Source organism: Mesorhizobium sp. ISC25, assembly GCF_042295465.1.
In the GTDB taxonomy this organism is placed as follows: Bacteria; Pseudomonadota; Alphaproteobacteria; order Rhizobiales; family Rhizobiaceae; genus Mesorhizobium.
Window position 1 is genome coordinate 214,075 of record NZ_CP135441.1, and the last position, 14,306, is coordinate 228,380.

Here is a 14,306-nt window from a genome sequence, read left to right on the forward strand (position 1 = left end):
AACGACCCGCCCGCCGAGGCGGGGTTTTTGTTTCAGGCCGGTTTGGAGACGATCACGGCGAGCGAGGCGAGCTTTCCGTCACTCAGGCTTCGGATGTAGTTACGGCGGCGCTGCAGGAATTCCGCGCCCATGACGACTTCATTTGCCTGCTGCTGCGCCGGCGAGGGCACGATGCCGGAATTGGCTCTCTTCAGCGCCAGCTCAACATGTTCGCCGGTTTCGTCGACGATCTCGTCGATGCGAAATCCGGCATCGACAAACAGGGTTTTCAAAGTTTCCCGATCGGCAAGGTGACTGGTCGCCGGCGAAACCGCCCAGGGCATGGGATAGTATGGCTCGCCGCCGGCGAGCACGGCCTCGGTCCAGATCAGCCTGCCCCGCGGTTTCACCACGCGCCGGGCCTCGTCGATGACCGCGGCCTTGTTCTCGATGTTCATGCCGACATAGAAGCAGATCGCCGCATCGAAGGTGCTGTCGCCAAAAGGCAGTTTCGTCGCGTCGGCTTGATGGAAGCTAACCTTGTCAGACAATCCGCTGAGTGCGGTCAGTCGGCTCGATGCGGCGACAAAGGCCGGTGTCAGGTCGATGCCGTCGACCTGGCAGCCATAGGTCGAGGCCAGAAACCTTGCCGGCCCGCCAATGCCACTGCCGATATCCAGGATCCGATCTGTCGGCGAAGGAGCAAGACGGGCCGCATGCTCCCGCGTGGCGATCAGTTCGCGGCCATGGAGCTGATCGAATGGATAGAGTTGCGCGGCCGCGAGTTTTCCGGCCGGGTCGGCGTCCGGGATCGCGGCCAATATGCGATCGACGATGCCGTCGCTGCCGTAGTGACTGGTGACATTGCCCATGACGCGTTCCCCTCAAGCGCAACCACCATCCCATCAACGCAAGTCTCACGCAATGGCCCACCTTTTTCGCCCCTCCTTCCAGCCGTTCACCGACGAGGGTGCGAGGCCGTCAGTGCATTTTTTCCGCCGGCGCCACATTTTGTTCTTGCTTTGTGCCGGCAGCTATGCTACTAATTTGGGTATGGTGCTAATTGGCTCCAACGACCCGCCCGCCGAGGCGGGTTTTTTGTTTCAGGCTTCCTTTTCGATCGAATGATGTGCGTGCTGCCGGCTGTAAGTCGGCGGGACAGCGCCCCCCTCTGTCCTGCCGGACATCTCCCCCACGAGTGGGGAGATCGGCAGCTTGGGCGACAGCACTTTTTTTGCATCCTACAAAATTGGCGAAAGCGGTGATGACAGCCAATCTCCCTCCTTGTGGGGGAGATGTCCGGCAGGACAGAGGGGGGCGCGACGGAACGCGACCCCGACGATCCTCAGATTAACGCGCCCCGTGCGCCCACTTCAGAGAAGCCCCCATGTCCAACCGTTACGCCACCATCATCACCGACGATGACGGCCGAGAGGTCGTCAGTGCCATTGGCGAGTTCGCCGGCGCGGCACCCTATGCCCGCCATGGCCGCTTCGAGCAGGTCGCAGCCGGGGTGCGGATCGGCATGATGCGTGGCGGTACCGTCGACGCGGTCGGCGGCTTCGGCTTCCCGTCGGCAGCACTCGACGGCAAGGCGATGGCAATTCTCAGGGCAGGGCTGAATGCCTTGCCTGACGCCGGTGCGATGAAGCCTTGCACGACGACTGATGCGAGACCGGCAAGCCAGCTGCGGAAGCCGAAGTCGGCACGCGCCGGCAAGAAGGCCAAGCCGCGCAAGCGCATCGTGCGGCCAGGCAACAGGAAGCCGGCGATCTCCGCCGGGACGGCGGAGTAGGGCATGGCCAAGGCTCCTTCCATCGGCGATCCGCAGCGGCACGATCAAGTACCCGGCAAGCCCGGCCGAACCACGCGGGCGAAGAAGACGTTGGCTGACGGCTTTCTCGAAGCGATCCGCGCCGATTTCCGCGCCCATGGCGCCGGCGTCATCGCCGAGGTGCGCGCCGAAAAGCCCGACCAGTACCTGAAGCTCGTGCTGTCGGTGCTGCCCAAGGATCTTAATGTCAACATCAACAATCTGGATGCATTGAGCGATGACGAAATCAGGCAGCGCATCCGCGGCCTCGAAGCCGTCCTCCGGCCGTTTCTCGAAAGACCAGGCCTCGCAAAAGGCCTCGCACAGCCGGGCGGCAAGGAACGAATATCTCAGCCTGCTGGCGGAGCTGGACCGGAGGCGCCGCACTAACCAGCTTGCCGCCTATAGGCCTTTTCGGACATCGTCTTCGAAATGATCGTGCGCCGGTTCGGGCCGGTGAAGGAGGAGTAAGCCGCCCGACGAAATAGTGACGTTCAGTTGGAGCCCGCCGCGCCGAAAGGTGCGGCGGGCTTTTGCATTTTCCCTGGCAGTCTGTACGATCTTTTCTCTGCGCGCGGGCGGCTCGATCCGGCGCCTGCCAGACCAAGATGCGCGTTAGGCTTCACGGGAGATGGTGTCATGCTTGCCAGAGTCCTGACACAAGCGGCAGTCCTGACAGTCGGGGCGCTTCTGTTTGCCGCGACGGCCCATGCCCGGCCGGACAGCCGCGCGATGACGTGCGAACAGACACAGCTTCTGATCCAGAGGCATCGCTCGGTGGTGCTGACCACCGGACAGAACACCTACGACCGATACGTCCGCCAATTCGGCAATGAATGCGACTGGCCGCAGATGCCGCGCGCCGCTTATATCAAGACGCGTGACGGTCAATGTCTGGTCTATCGCTGCCAGGAGCCGGTCTTCGACCTCCCGAATTGAAAGCAGGGGCTTTCATCCGGCCGCCGACGCAGAGTGCGAAAGGCGGTGGCTCACTCCTCGTCGAAAGGACCACCTTCGCGTGCGAGATCGCGCGAAATGACGCGTTCATCGCTATCGTCCGGCAAGGCCTCGTCGCTTTCCTGGTAAGCGTTGTCGTCGTTCTCCTCCGGCAATTCGCCGACTTTCTCGACGTCGTAACGGATGTCGCCGTTTTGCGGCACGCCGTCTGGGAGAATTCTCCCGCTCCGGATGGCATCCCAGTCCTGTTGCTGGATCGTCGGGCTCTCCGTCTCGTCGTCGGTTCGTTCTTTCCTGCGCGGTTCCATCGCCGGTTCTCCATAATGTCAGCGGCCCTGAATTGGCTCAGTGGTTGAACTCATAAGTCTGGCGGCTGGTTCCGGGCCGCTGCGGTCCGGGCGCATTGCCGCACGACGGAACCAATCGCGCCTGCCCGCCTTCACATTCAGAAGATACTGGCGCGAAAGGAGCTCGACATGAGACCGCTCATTTTCTTGCCATATATGCTAGGTGCGCTGGTGCTGGCGCTGCCGGCGGCCGCGCAGCCGGGCGAACAGGCGCAATCCGACCGCTGCAAAGTCGAGCTGCCCGACAAGAACAGCCAGCAGCAGAAGCCAGCCGGCAACAATTTGTCCGATACGCTCGAGCCATGCGGTGGGGTGCTGAAGCCGCCGCCAACGGGCGATCAGGGCATGGCGGCGCCACCGCCGAATGAGGGCAAGACCCCGGTGATCAAGCCCGGCGAGGTGCCGCCACAGCCGCCCAAGCAGTAGCCGCTTCATTTGCTGCCACAGGGGCTGTCCATCGCGCTTCGAGGGGGCGGTAACGCCGCGCCGTTCGAGCCGGCAGGTTTGTTGCAGTCGCCTAGGAACATTAGCTTGTCCTAAATGTTGTTTTAGACGCAGTCGATATCACCCCCTCCGGTATCGCTGCTGATCGGGAAACCGATCGGCCCGCGTCTTGCGACGCGGGCCACCGCAGTTCATTCGCAGTCCATTCGCCGCACCGCGCGGGCACTTCAACGCTATTCGATTAGCCGCCACTTACGGAACAACAAGGTGGCGTGGGCGTTTGCCTAGAGGGTTCGCCGCTTCGACCGGAATGCCGTGTCGCAACCGTAAAGGCGAGGCCCGTAACAACAGGAGTAGACGATGAAAATCCACCTTGTTCCTGCTGCGGCGGGATTGGTGTTGCTCGCCGGCGTCGGCGTGGCCACCGCGGACCAGGTGATTGTCACGCCCGAACAGCAGACGGTCATCCGCGAATACGTCCACAAGCACCCGTTGGCGTCGATCAGTCTTCTGGGGGTGGAGCTTAATATCGGTTCCACGTTGCCCGATACGGTCGAGCTGCAACCGATCGACGTTCCCGACGTGCAGTACAGATACGTCGTCGTCGACGGTCGAACCGTGCTCGTCGACCCCGGCACGCGCAGGATCGTGCACGTCATCGACTGACCGGCGTTCCCAAACCGCGAACCGGATTTGGAAAGGTTACGGTCTAATTGCCGAATCAGAGCTCCATCCCGAGCGATCGGGATGGAGCCGCCGCTGTCGTCTCGAATGAAATGAAAGGACCCATTCCCATGCTGCCGCATGTCGAGCCGGTCAACGTGGCCGCCGCCGTCGACAAACTGCTTGCTGAACGAGGCGATGGCCTGCTGTCGATGAAGGCGGCGATTGCACTGTTGCGCGAACGCACCGGAACCGAGCGCTCGGACGCCGACCTTGAAGGGCTGATCATCAAGAAGGCGGCGCTCCTCGGCGTCGCCGTCCTGTGTGACAGAGAGGTTCAATGACGGTGTTGCCTAGCGCTCAAGACGCCGGTCGAAATTTCAGCTAGAACAAAGTTGCTTACGCATGAACCGAGCCGACGGAGGCAACAGTGACGGACAGGCAGGAACGGATTCGCCAGCGAGCACACGCGATCTGGGAACAGGCAGGCAGGCCCGACGGGGCGCATCAGCAGCATTGGGATCAGGCTACCGTCGAAATCGACGCAGAAATCGCCACGAAAGAGAAGACCGCCAGCCGGCCGAAGCCGACACCACGTCAGGCTAAGACGGCGCCCGCCGCCAAGGACGGAACCAAACCCAAGGCGCGACCACGCAAAGCGTGAACTCGAGCGGATTTGATTCCAACGCTGGATCTCGCGGTTCGGCGCTCTGTACTTCCTTCCGCGGTCGGCAGCAGAACCAGTCCTGACCGGTCCCGCCGCCGCAAGCCCACCCGCGATGGTAGGCCCGATTGGTGCGGCTAACTACTTGCCGCAATTGTTGTCGTTGACAGTCGGTGAAACCGTCCCGGCAGGCTTGTTGGACGCATCGGGTTGGGCTCCTTGCGGGGTTGCAGGGCAGTTTTCATCCGCATTGGAGTTCATGGCACCCGTCGTACCCATCGTGCTGCTGGTCGTGCCAGGGTCAATACCGTTCGGCTTGGGCTGGACGACGATGCTCTTCTCGCTGCCAGGCGCATTGTTGTCCGACCCGGCGTTCTGGGCCATCGCGGCGGTCGCCAGACCGGCTGCAAGTATGGAAGCTGTAAGAATTTTCGTAATCATGTTGATCTCCATCATTCGGTTATCATCATGCGGCGACTACAGAGAAAACAACGCGGGTGATGGAAGGTTCCGGCAAAAATGACGCAGCACGGTGAAGCAACCCTGCGCAGCGCGGATCTTCTCGGCCCGTTGTTCTATTGCCGTTGGTTGGTTTGATGTTGTTGTTTGCAGATTAAGAATTTTCCTTATTTTGGCTGCCGACGGTTGCGCGACGTTCGTCTGTCCCGGCGCCCATCAGCTCACACTCACAACGCTTCAACCGGTAGAGGCCATCCAGAAGTAAAACTTTCGGAAAATTTCACTACAAATTTCACGCGGCTGTTCTTTGAACATTTACCATGAGGCCAGTAATTGGATCGGCAAAGAAACCGATCTTCTTCCTTGCACTTAGGGAGTAATGCGACCGGCGAGTTCGCGGGCTGCTCAGCGCAACTACAGCAAGGAGAATGTTATGACCATCAAGATCAAAACAATCACCGGTGCGGTGGCAGGCAGCGCAGTGCTTTTCATGCTCTCGATGCCCGTGAATGCCGCGAACGGAATTGCCGTTGGTGTTGGAACGTCCATCGGCGGCAACGGCGGCATCAAAGCCCGCCTCGGCGCGACGGTTGGCGATCGCGGCGGCATCACCGCCGGTGCCGGCGCAGCGGTTGGCGGCAGCGGCGGCATCAAGGCACGCCTCGGTGCCTCGGTGGGCGGCAGCGGCGGCATTAACACCGGTGCCGGCGCAACGATTGGCGGTTCCAGCGGCATCGCCGCGGGCGCCGGCGCATCGGTCGGGGCCAGAAGCGGCATCAACGCCGGTGCCGGCGCGACGATCGGCGGTTCCAGTGGCATCGCGGCGGGCGCCGCGGTAGGCAGCGGCGTTAACGCTGGCGCCGGGGTCAGGGTCGGCAGTGGCATCAATGTCGGCGCCGGTGTCGGGATCGGTGGTGGAAGCAATCCGAGCAGCCCGTCCAATCCCAGCAACCCAAACAATCCCAGCTTGCCCCAGGTCGTTGCCGACATGTCGGGCGACAAGTTGGCCAGGATGAAGAAGCGCTGCGTTGACGTGCTCGGCAGCGAAGGCACTTACGACAGCGATCTGCGCCAATTGTGCCTGCTGATCGCTCGGCGCTAAGGCGAATACATCGGATGAAATGTCGGACCGGGCCGAGAGGCCTTCGTCCACCAAACCTCCAGCAGTCCAAAGCGCGCCATTGCGGCGGGCTTTTTTGCCGAGCACGTGGCGGAGCATGGCGGGGCTCGAAAGAGCTTGCGCCTCAATGCGTCTGACGGCCAAGATCCGGCGGAGCGGCCGCTCTGTCTTCCACGGCATCCCCGCCCACTACGGGGCTGCTTTGCATCAGCTGAGTGCATGCAAACTCCGCCAGATCGGCTTCCGCGAAGCCGTCGAACTCGATAGCTGCGCCTTGGAGTTGGGCGGCTTGCATGACGAGCCATTCAATGTCTTCGCGCGCAACATTCTCGGCGAGGTTCTGCAGTCGCACGGCTTCGGCGACAGCAGTCAGATTGATGGCAATCCCGGACCGCAATGTAGCTCGAACTCGGGAACTGACGTCTTCGTGCAGGCAAACCGAAAATCCGTAGCGCATGGAAAACCTTCCCTTCAGGAGCGGTTTGTCCCTTGGGTTCTACCATGCGCCCAAGGCTTGCGATTGGCAAGAGAAATCCTTAAAAAACCGTTTTATGTCAAATAGTTAGCGTATTTTGTTGATTGTCCATTTGATGCTTGATCCGCTTCATCGGACTTCTGCATGACTCACACATCTGAAGGTCTTGACGTACTCTGCTCACGTACCTAATTCTACAGAAAATTAGGAACATACTAACTCAGCTGCATTTAGGCTGGTATGACTGGAGGCCGAGATGTCCGAACTGGAACGCCCGGAACGACTGCAGATCATGCTGACCGTCGATGAACTGGCGGCGTTGGAGAACTGGCGCTTCGACAAGCGCATGCCGAGCCGGTCGGCCGCGGTACGTGAGCTTTTGAGGCGAGGTCTCACAGCCGATGGTTTCCTGACGGCGGCGCATGGGACCAAGTCGCGCGACTTCGGCATTCTGCCCCATTCTGCAGATGGTGACGGGGTAGTCGAGGGGTCTTCCAGCAGCGAACAGTGACATCTCCAGCGACCCCGTTCGCCCGCCGCACCTCGCATGGCCTTCACGGCCACAGGGTATCATCAAGCAGCTTGGTTTGTCTGTGTGGCCCCTCCGCCGTCGGTTGACAGAGCTGGCTTTGCAGATACATTGCACAGGACTATACAGGTGCAATGAACAGGTATGCCTATGGTCCGCCGCGTGGTTCCATCGTCTCCCGGCACGGGCAAGCCCGAACAGATCGCCACCGTTCTCGAACAGGAAATCCGCTCCGGTGTCCTCGGCTTCGGCGACCGGCTGCAAAGCGAGAACGAGCTCGTCCAGCGTTTCTCCGTCAGCCGCAACACCGTCCGCAAGGGCCTCGAGGAACTGTCCAGCCGCGGGCTGATCACCACCAAGGTCGGCATCGGGTCTTTCGTCACCTTCGATGGCAAGCCCGTTGATGACTCAATCGGCTGGTCGCGGGCGCTCGCCAACGCTGGCGCAAATGCCGAGACGCGGACGCTGCGGCTCGAGGTGATCGAGGACCCTGATCTTGCCGCGCTGCTTGGTATAGAAAACCCGTTTTTCATCGCTGTCGATCGGGTGCGCACCAATGCCAGCGACGGCCACGCTATCTCCATCGAGCGCAGTCGCCTGCCATTGTCACCCGAACTGGAGGACGTGCCGTTGCGCGGCCTGCGCGAAGGCTCGCTCCACCAGACGCTCCGCGGCGCCGGCCTCATTCCCGACCATGGCGAGGAATGGGTCGGCATCGAAATGCTCAACCCAGAGGACGCCGCAATCCTCGGCTGCCCGCAAGGCACGCCGTTCCTGCGCGGTCGTCGGTTGACCCGCGCCGCCGATGACCGGCCGATCGAATATGTGACCAGCCTGCTCAACCCGGCGCATTTTGCGCTACATATGAGGTTCTGAGTGATGCCGGATGACACCGGGAACATGACCGATCGGGCTATGGGAGCGCTTGTCGGCGGGGCACTGGGAGATGCGTTGGGCATGCCGACGCAGCTTTTGTCGCCGGCGCGGATTGCCGAACTCTACGGTCATGTCGAGGGCTTCATTGCTCCTTTCGCCGACCATCCGGTGTCGAAGGGGCTCCCCGCCGGAACGATCACCGACGACACCGAACAGGCGCTTCTGCTTGGTCGTATCCTGGTCGAATCCGGCAGCCGATTCGACCACGCAAGGTGGGTCAATGCGCTGCTCGACTGGGAGCGCGACGTCAAGGCGCGCGGCAGTTACGACCTGCTGGGACCATCGACCAAACGCGCCATCGACGCCATAAACCGTGGCGTGGCGGCCGGGGAAGCGGGACGCAGTGGCGACACAAATGGTGCGGCCATGCGCATCGCGCCAGTCGGCATCATGATGCCGCCGGAGCCGCTGGAAGCGCTGGTCGCCAAAGTTGCCGAGACCTGCCGGGCGACGCACAACACCTCGATCGCGATCGCTTCAGCCGCAGCGGTTGCTGCCGCCGTCAGTCGCGGCGTCGTCGGCGGCGACTGGCGCGCCGCTTCCGACAGCGCCATCGCGGCAGCGAGACGAGGAGCGACGCTCGGCAATTGGGTGACCGGCGGTGACATCGCCGCGCGTATTGGGTGGGCGCAGGAGCTCGTACGCGGCAAGGCGACGAAGGACGCGATGCGGCTGATCACCGATCTGGTCGGCACCGGTGTCGCCAGTCAGGAATCCGTTCCGGCTGCATTCGCCGTGCTGGAAGTCGCCGGCGGCGATCCCTGGCAAGCGGCAGTCATCAGCGCCAATCTCGGTGGCGACACCGACACAATCGGCGCCATCGCGGCCGGCATGGCCGGTGCCTGCACCGGCTTTTCCCGATTGCCTCAGAACCGCATTGCAGACCTCAAGGGCATCGACATGACGGAGGTTAGCGCGCTCGCCGCCGACCTTGTTGCGGCGCGGATGTCCAACGGCCGTGTGGACAAGACCAGTAGCGGCAAGGATGCGGCGGCATGAAGGGGCGTCTCGTCCATGTCGGCAGCGCGGTGGTCGACTATGTCTACCATATCGATGCCTTGCCGGCACCGGGCACGGAGAAGACCGCGTCGAGCTATGCACAAGTCGCCGGCGGCGGCTTCAATATGATGGTCGCGGCCAGCCGCACCGGCATGAAGGTGGTGTTCGGCGGCCAGCTCGGCAGCGGACCCAATGGCGACTTCCTGCGCACGGCCTTAGCAACTGAGGGAATCGAGACACCCACGCCGCCATCGTCGACTATGGACAGTGGCAATTGCGTCGCCATGATCTCGAGCGATGCCGAGCGCACCTTCGTCTCATGGCCTGGTGCGGAGAGTGTGCTCAGCCTTGACATGATGGCGCCCGTCTCGGTCGCACCGGGGGATTGGGTGTTCACCTCCGGCTATACGCTTAGCTACCCGGGAAGCCGAGACGCGATTGTTGACTGGATCGAGGCACTTCCGGCCGACACACCGCTTGTCCTCGACCCAACACCTGTTATCACCGACATTCCTCGCCATATCCTGTCGCGGATACTCGCCCGCACCACCTGGTTGAGCTGCAACACGACGGAAGCGACCGCGATTGCCGGTCCGGGCGGTGTCGAGACACTCGCGTCACGGCTTCTAAGAGACCACTCCCCGAAGGCCGTCGGCGTCGTCATTCGCGCCGGGGCGAAAGGCTGCCACGTGCGGCTGGCCGATGGCTCGGCGAAAACGATTGCCGGCTTCCAGGTCGATGCCATCGACACCAACGGCGCCGGGGATACCCATATCGGCGCCTTCGTCAGCGCGCTGGCGCGCGGCATGCCGCCTTTTGAGGCAGCGCGCTACGCCAATGCGGCGGCGGCCATTTCCGTCACCCGCCACGGTGGTTCATCAGCGCCGACCGACTGCGACATCCAGACATTCCTAAGCCATGCCGGCGGTCCGCCGATCGGCCTCCATGGCCGGAAGCAAGAGGCCAAACGCCCGACAGCCTGACAAAGCCCGGGAAGCGGGTAAACACAGAGAGGAACGAACATGCGCATGCCCGACTTGACTGCCCTGCTGACGGCGGCCGCCGTCTTCACCTCCGCACTCGCATTTGCCGCCAAGGCCGACGAGGTGCACGTACTCAACTGGAAGGGCTACGGCGCCGACGAGCCGTGGGCCATCGAAGCCTTTGAGAAGGCGACCGGAAACAAGGTCGTCAACGACTTTTTCAATTCCGAACAGGAGATGCTGACGAAGCTCAGGACCAATCCCAGCCTTTACGACGTCGTCATGATCAACGCCGCCTTCAACGACCAGGCGATGGCGGAAAAGCTGATCCAGCCGATCGAAACATCCAAGCTGCCGAACTACGCCGATATCAGCAAGGACAAGGCCGGGTCGCCAATGCTCGTCCATGACGGGAAGGTTTATGGCGTGCCATGGGTTTGGGGGCTGACGGCGCTCGCCATCAATGAAAAATCCTTCGACAAGCCGCCGACGAGCATCGCCGAAATGTGGGATCCCGCTCACAAGGGCCGCGTCACCATCCGTGACGATGCCGTCGAAGCGGTGCAGTTCGGCGCCATTGCCACCGGCCAGAACATCAACGATGTCAAGGACATGGAGGCGGTCAAGGCGAAACTCACCTCGCTGATGCCGCAGATCAAGACGTTCTGGAGCTCGGAGAACGACTGGAACCAGATGGTTGCCTCTAACCAGATCGACATCGGCACCTATTGGAGCGGCTCGGCCGACCGCGCCAAGACCCATTTCAAGCTGCCGGTCGCGCTCGTGATCCCGCAGGAGGGCGCCGTCGCCTGGCTCGACGCCTTCTCCATTCCGGTCGGATCCAAGAATGTCGCCGGCGCCGAGGCCTTCATCAACTACATGATCGACCCGAAGTTCTATGTCGAATGGGTCACCAAGGTCGGAGCCCCCGTATCCGCCAACACCAAGGCTGTGGAAGCACTTCCCTCGGATGCGTTCAACCGCAAGGTGATGGGTGACCCGGCAGTCGCCAAGCGCATCCAGTTCCAGGCGCCGATCATAGACGCCCAGCGCGAAGCCTATCTGTCGCTCTGGCAGCAGCTCAAGGTCGACGTGAAGTAACAGCAAAAGCCGCGATCAGCCGACCATCGTGTCGGCTGATCCTTCCCGTCCTGGGAGGAGATTGTCATGGCAGTACAGGTTGCAGCCGCGTCGCGCAGCGAGCTGAGATCGGCCCTGCCGCTGCTGGCGCCTGCCTATCTCTGGCTGACGGTTGCAATTTTCCTGCCGCTCTCAGCCATGGTGTTCTTCTCCTTCACGACCGACCTGCCGCTGTCGGGAAAGCCGTGGGCATTCTCGCTCGAAAACTATGCCGCCTTCTTTTCACAAAGCCTTTACCTGACATTGCTTGTGGCCTCGCTGCGCCTCGGCCTCGAGGTGACGCTGTGGTGCATCGTCATCGGTTATCCCGCCGCTTATGTGCTGGCCAAGGTGCTGAAAGGGCGAAGCCGCGAGGCGATTTTCCTCCTCGTCATCCTGCCGTTCTGGTCAAACGGGCTGGTGCGCATCTTCTCCTGGGCGATGGTGCTGCGTGAAGGGGGCATTCTCGACACCGCGCTCAACGCCGTGCTGCCGTTCAAGATCAACATTGATCTCATGTATTCCTATCCGGCCGTCATCATCGGGCTGGTGCACTCCTACGTGCCTTACATGGTGCTGACCTGCTATCTGACCCTGCAGGCCATCGATGACTCGCTGATCGAGGCCGGCCGCTCGCTCGGCGCCTCGAGGCTGCAGGTGCTGAAGCGGGTCATCATTCCGCTGTCGATGCCGGGGCTAGTGGCGGGCGCAGCACTCATCTTCGTCCCGGTCGTTGGCTCGTTCATGGAGCCGCGCATCCTTGGCGGCCGTACCGGTACCTTTTACGGCACTGTTATCGAGGACCAGTTCGTCGCCGTGTTCAATTGGCCGCTGGGTGCTGCGCTCTCCTTTATCCTGCTGGCCGTCGTGCTGGTCATCCTGGCGGTTGCCTCGCCGGTGCTGAGGAGGGCTACGTGATGGCGACGACACGGGTCCTCGAATGGCTCGGCCGCCTGTACATCTGGCTATTGCTCGCCTTCCTCTATGTCCCCATCGTCATCATGGCGCTGATGTCTTTCAACGTTTCGCCCTTCTACCAGCTCCCGTTCGAATGGACGACGGAATGGTACGCCTCGTTGTGGCAGAACGACCAGCTTATCTCAGCCACCTGGAACAGCGTCGAAATCGCAGTCATCACCACTATCATCTGCGTCTTGCTTGGTTCGGCGGCGTCACTGGCGCTCTACCGCTATGAGTTTCGCGGCAAGAAATTCCTGCAGGCGTTGCTGTTTCCGCCAATCGCCATTCCGTGGCTGATCACGGGCACGGCGATGCTGATCTTCTTCTTCGGCGTCGGCATTGGGCGCGGCCTGTTCGCCATCCTGCTCGGCCACGTCGCGCTTGCGCTGCCCTATGTCATCGTCGTGGTGTCGGCGCGATTGCAGACCTTCGCGCCCGAGTTGGAAGAAGCGGCGCGCTCGCTCGGCGCCAATCAATGGCAGGTGACGAACCGCGTCACGCTGCCCTGGATCATGCCGGGCGTCATTGCCGGCGGGCTGTTCGCCTTCGCCGTGTCCTTCGACCAGTTCGTCGTCTCCTACTTTCTGTCGACGCCCGGCCAAACGACGCTGCCGGTCGAAATCTACGCCGCTATCCGCAAGGGTTTCACGCCCGAGATCAATGCTGTTTCGACGATCATCATTGTCGTGTCGATGGCGCTGATGCTGCTGACGGCGCGCTTCTTCAAATTCGGCGGAGAGAAATAATGGCGGGCGTGCAGGTATCGAATGTGTCGCGCAGTTTTGGCGCGCACAAGGCGCTGGACGATGTCTCGATCGATTTCGCCGACGGCGGCTTCTACGCCCTGCTCGGTCCCTCCGGCAGCGGCAAGACCACGCTGCTGCGCCAGATCGCAGGCTTCGACTTTCCCGACTCTGGTCGCATCTCTATAGGCGGCGAAAGTGTTGAGCGGGTGCCGGTGGAGAAGCGGCGCATCGGCATGGTGTTCCAGAACTACGCGCTGTTTCCCAATATGAGCGTCTCCGACAATGTCGCCTTCGGCTTGTCAGTGCGCGGCGAGCCCAAGGCGGTGATTGCCAGCGAGGTGCAGCGCGCACTCGACCTCGTGCAGCTCAGCAGGCTCGGCGGCCGCCGGCCGCACCAGCTGTCCGGCGGCCAGCGCCAACGGGTGGCGCTCGCTCGCGCGATCGTCATCCGGCCGCGCGTGCTGTTGCTCGACGAGCCACTCGGCGCGCTGGACAAGGCGCTCCGCGTCGACATGCAAATCGAGCTCAAGCGCATCCAGCGCGAGATCGGCATCACCACCATCTTCGTTACTCACGATCAGGAAGAGGCGCTGACGATGAGCGACCGTATCGGCATCCTGCGCGATGGCAAGCTGGTGCAGGAAGGCCCGCCCGAGGAGATCTACGATCGGCCGAAGAGTGAGTTTGCCGCCACCTTCCTGGGCGACGCCAACATCCTTCGCGGCAACGCCACTGGTACGGGCATCCGGCTGCCTGACGGAACGGGGATTGCCGCAGGCGCGGGGACGACGCTAGTCGCCGGGATGAAGGCGAGCTGCGCCGTGCGGCCCGAACGAATCCGCATCGCCACCAATGCCGGCGTTCCGGACCGAGCCCATGCCAACATGCTCACGGGCCGGGTCTCCAAGCGTATCTTCGCCGGCAACAGCAGCACGTATTTTGTCGATCGCGATGGCCAGACAATCAAGGTCATCGTGCAGAACACCGGCATCGAAAAGCTGGCGGAAGGACAAGAGGTGGTGCTGCGCTGGTCGCCGGAGAGTACGGTGCTGATCGCCGCGAGCTAGCAGATCCAATCCTTCAGTCTTGCCAGGCGGTCCGCAATCGGGGAAA

Annotated in this window: 20 protein-coding genes; 16 read left to right on the plus strand and 4 right to left on the minus strand. The window is 62.1% G+C overall.

The window, feature by feature from the left end; translation table 11 throughout:
• Window positions 1-32: 32 nt before the first annotated feature.
• Window positions 33-851, minus strand: a complete 819-nt coding sequence (locus RQ479_RS01150; protein WP_376703815.1) for a class I SAM-dependent methyltransferase — start codon at window positions 849-851, stop codon at window positions 33-35.
• Between the two features lie 515 nt (window positions 852-1,366).
• On the opposite strand from RQ479_RS01150, the gene RQ479_RS01155 reads away from it, so the two are divergent.
• From RQ479_RS01155 to RQ479_RS01165, 3 genes are all read left to right on the plus strand, one after another.
• Complete coding sequence (locus tag RQ479_RS01155) at window positions 1,367-1,774, plus strand: hypothetical protein (protein ID WP_376703816.1); 408 nt, start codon at window positions 1,367-1,369, stop codon at window positions 1,772-1,774.
• A 3-nt stretch (window positions 1,775-1,777) separates the two neighbouring features.
• Complete coding sequence (locus RQ479_RS01160; protein WP_376703817.1) at window positions 1,778-2,182, plus strand: hypothetical protein; 405 nt, start codon at window positions 1,778-1,780, stop codon at window positions 2,180-2,182.
• A gap of 249 nt (window positions 2,183-2,431) precedes the next feature.
• Entirely contained in the window at window positions 2,432-2,731 is a 300-nt protein-coding gene (locus RQ479_RS01165; protein ID WP_376703818.1) for a hypothetical protein, read from the plus strand.
• Window positions 2,732-2,781: 50 nt separating this feature from the next.
• On the opposite strand, the gene RQ479_RS01170 is transcribed toward RQ479_RS01165, so the two are convergent.
• Window positions 2,782-3,057 (minus strand): hypothetical protein, encoded by a 276-nt coding sequence (locus RQ479_RS01170; RefSeq protein WP_376703819.1) that lies wholly within the window; start codon window positions 3,055-3,057, stop codon window positions 2,782-2,784.
• Window positions 3,058-3,225: 168 nt separating this feature from the next.
• Between RQ479_RS01170 and RQ479_RS01175 the strand changes: the two genes are divergently transcribed.
• The 4 genes from RQ479_RS01175 to RQ479_RS01190 all read left to right on the plus strand — a co-directional run bounded on the left by RQ479_RS01175 (window position 3,226) and on the right by RQ479_RS01190 (window position 4,867).
• Window positions 3,226-3,522: a hypothetical protein gene (locus RQ479_RS01175; RefSeq protein ID WP_376703820.1), complete on the plus strand. Its 297-nt coding sequence runs from the start codon at window positions 3,226-3,228 to the stop codon at window positions 3,520-3,522.
• A gap of 378 nt (window positions 3,523-3,900) precedes the next feature.
• Window positions 3,901-4,206 (plus strand): DUF1236 domain-containing protein, encoded by a 306-nt coding sequence (locus RQ479_RS01180; RefSeq protein WP_376703821.1) that lies wholly within the window; start codon window positions 3,901-3,903, stop codon window positions 4,204-4,206.
• Between the two features lie 128 nt (window positions 4,207-4,334).
• Window positions 4,335-4,547: a hypothetical protein gene (locus RQ479_RS01185; protein WP_352452715.1), complete on the plus strand. Its 213-nt coding sequence runs from the start codon at window positions 4,335-4,337 to the stop codon at window positions 4,545-4,547.
• An 86-nt stretch (window positions 4,548-4,633) separates the two neighbouring features.
• Window positions 4,634-4,867 carry a DUF2934 domain-containing protein gene (locus tag RQ479_RS01190; protein ID WP_376703822.1) on the plus strand — a complete coding sequence of 78 codons (234 nt, stop codon included), beginning with the start codon at window positions 4,634-4,636 and terminating at the stop codon, window positions 4,865-4,867.
• A gap of 141 nt (window positions 4,868-5,008) precedes the next feature.
• Here the strand turns inward: RQ479_RS01190 and RQ479_RS01195 are convergent, their stop codons facing one another.
• The gene (locus tag RQ479_RS01195; protein ID WP_376703823.1) at window positions 5,009-5,323 is read right to left on the minus strand and encodes a hypothetical protein; all 315 of its coding nucleotides are present in this window, start codon (window positions 5,321-5,323) and stop codon (window positions 5,009-5,011) included.
• A 436-nt stretch (window positions 5,324-5,759) separates the two neighbouring features.
• On the opposite strand from RQ479_RS01195, the gene RQ479_RS01200 reads away from it, so the two are divergent.
• Window positions 5,760-6,428, plus strand: coding sequence for a hypothetical protein (locus tag RQ479_RS01200; RefSeq protein WP_376703824.1), 669 nt, complete (start codon window positions 5,760-5,762; stop codon window positions 6,426-6,428).
• Window positions 6,429-6,570: 142 nt separating this feature from the next.
• Here the strand turns inward: RQ479_RS01200 and RQ479_RS01205 are convergent, their stop codons facing one another.
• Window positions 6,571-6,903, minus strand: coding sequence for a hypothetical protein (locus RQ479_RS01205; protein ID WP_376703825.1), 333 nt, complete (start codon window positions 6,901-6,903; stop codon window positions 6,571-6,573).
• Between the two features lie 274 nt (window positions 6,904-7,177).
• Between RQ479_RS01205 and RQ479_RS01210 the strand changes: the two genes are divergently transcribed.
• The 8 genes from RQ479_RS01210 to RQ479_RS01245 all read left to right on the plus strand — a co-directional run bounded on the left by RQ479_RS01210 (window position 7,178) and on the right by RQ479_RS01245 (window position 14,260).
• The gene (locus RQ479_RS01210; RefSeq protein WP_352912653.1) at window positions 7,178-7,432 is read left to right on the plus strand and encodes a hypothetical protein; all 255 of its coding nucleotides are present in this window, start codon (window positions 7,178-7,180) and stop codon (window positions 7,430-7,432) included.
• A 168-nt stretch (window positions 7,433-7,600) separates the two neighbouring features.
• A complete protein-coding gene (locus RQ479_RS01215; protein WP_352912836.1) occupies window positions 7,601-8,326 on the plus strand; it encodes a GntR family transcriptional regulator in 726 nt (241 codons plus the stop codon).
• A 24-nt stretch (window positions 8,327-8,350) separates the two neighbouring features.
• Window positions 8,351-9,385, plus strand: coding sequence for an ADP-ribosylglycohydrolase family protein (locus RQ479_RS01220; RefSeq protein WP_376703826.1), 1,035 nt, complete (start codon window positions 8,351-8,353; stop codon window positions 9,383-9,385).
• A complete protein-coding gene (locus tag RQ479_RS01225) occupies window positions 9,382-10,368 on the plus strand; it encodes a PfkB family carbohydrate kinase (protein WP_376703827.1) in 987 nt (328 codons plus the stop codon). The genes RQ479_RS01220 and RQ479_RS01225 overlap by 4 nt, the downstream gene beginning before the upstream one ends.
• A 39-nt stretch (window positions 10,369-10,407) precedes the next feature.
• Window positions 10,408-11,469 (plus strand): ABC transporter substrate-binding protein, encoded by a 1,062-nt coding sequence (locus RQ479_RS01230; protein ID WP_376703828.1) that lies wholly within the window; start codon window positions 10,408-10,410, stop codon window positions 11,467-11,469.
• Between the two features lie 66 nt (window positions 11,470-11,535).
• Window positions 11,536-12,405, plus strand: a complete 870-nt coding sequence (locus RQ479_RS01235) for an ABC transporter permease (RefSeq protein ID WP_376703829.1) — start codon at window positions 11,536-11,538, stop codon at window positions 12,403-12,405.
• Window positions 12,405-13,193, plus strand: coding sequence for an ABC transporter permease (locus RQ479_RS01240; RefSeq protein ID WP_376703830.1), 789 nt, complete (start codon window positions 12,405-12,407; stop codon window positions 13,191-13,193). The genes RQ479_RS01235 and RQ479_RS01240 overlap by 1 nt, the downstream gene beginning before the upstream one ends.
• Window positions 13,193-14,260 (plus strand): ABC transporter ATP-binding protein, encoded by a 1,068-nt coding sequence (locus RQ479_RS01245; RefSeq protein ID WP_376703831.1) that lies wholly within the window; start codon window positions 13,193-13,195, stop codon window positions 14,258-14,260. The genes RQ479_RS01240 and RQ479_RS01245 overlap by 1 nt, the downstream gene beginning before the upstream one ends.
• The last annotated feature ends 46 nt before the right edge of the window (window positions 14,261-14,306 follow it).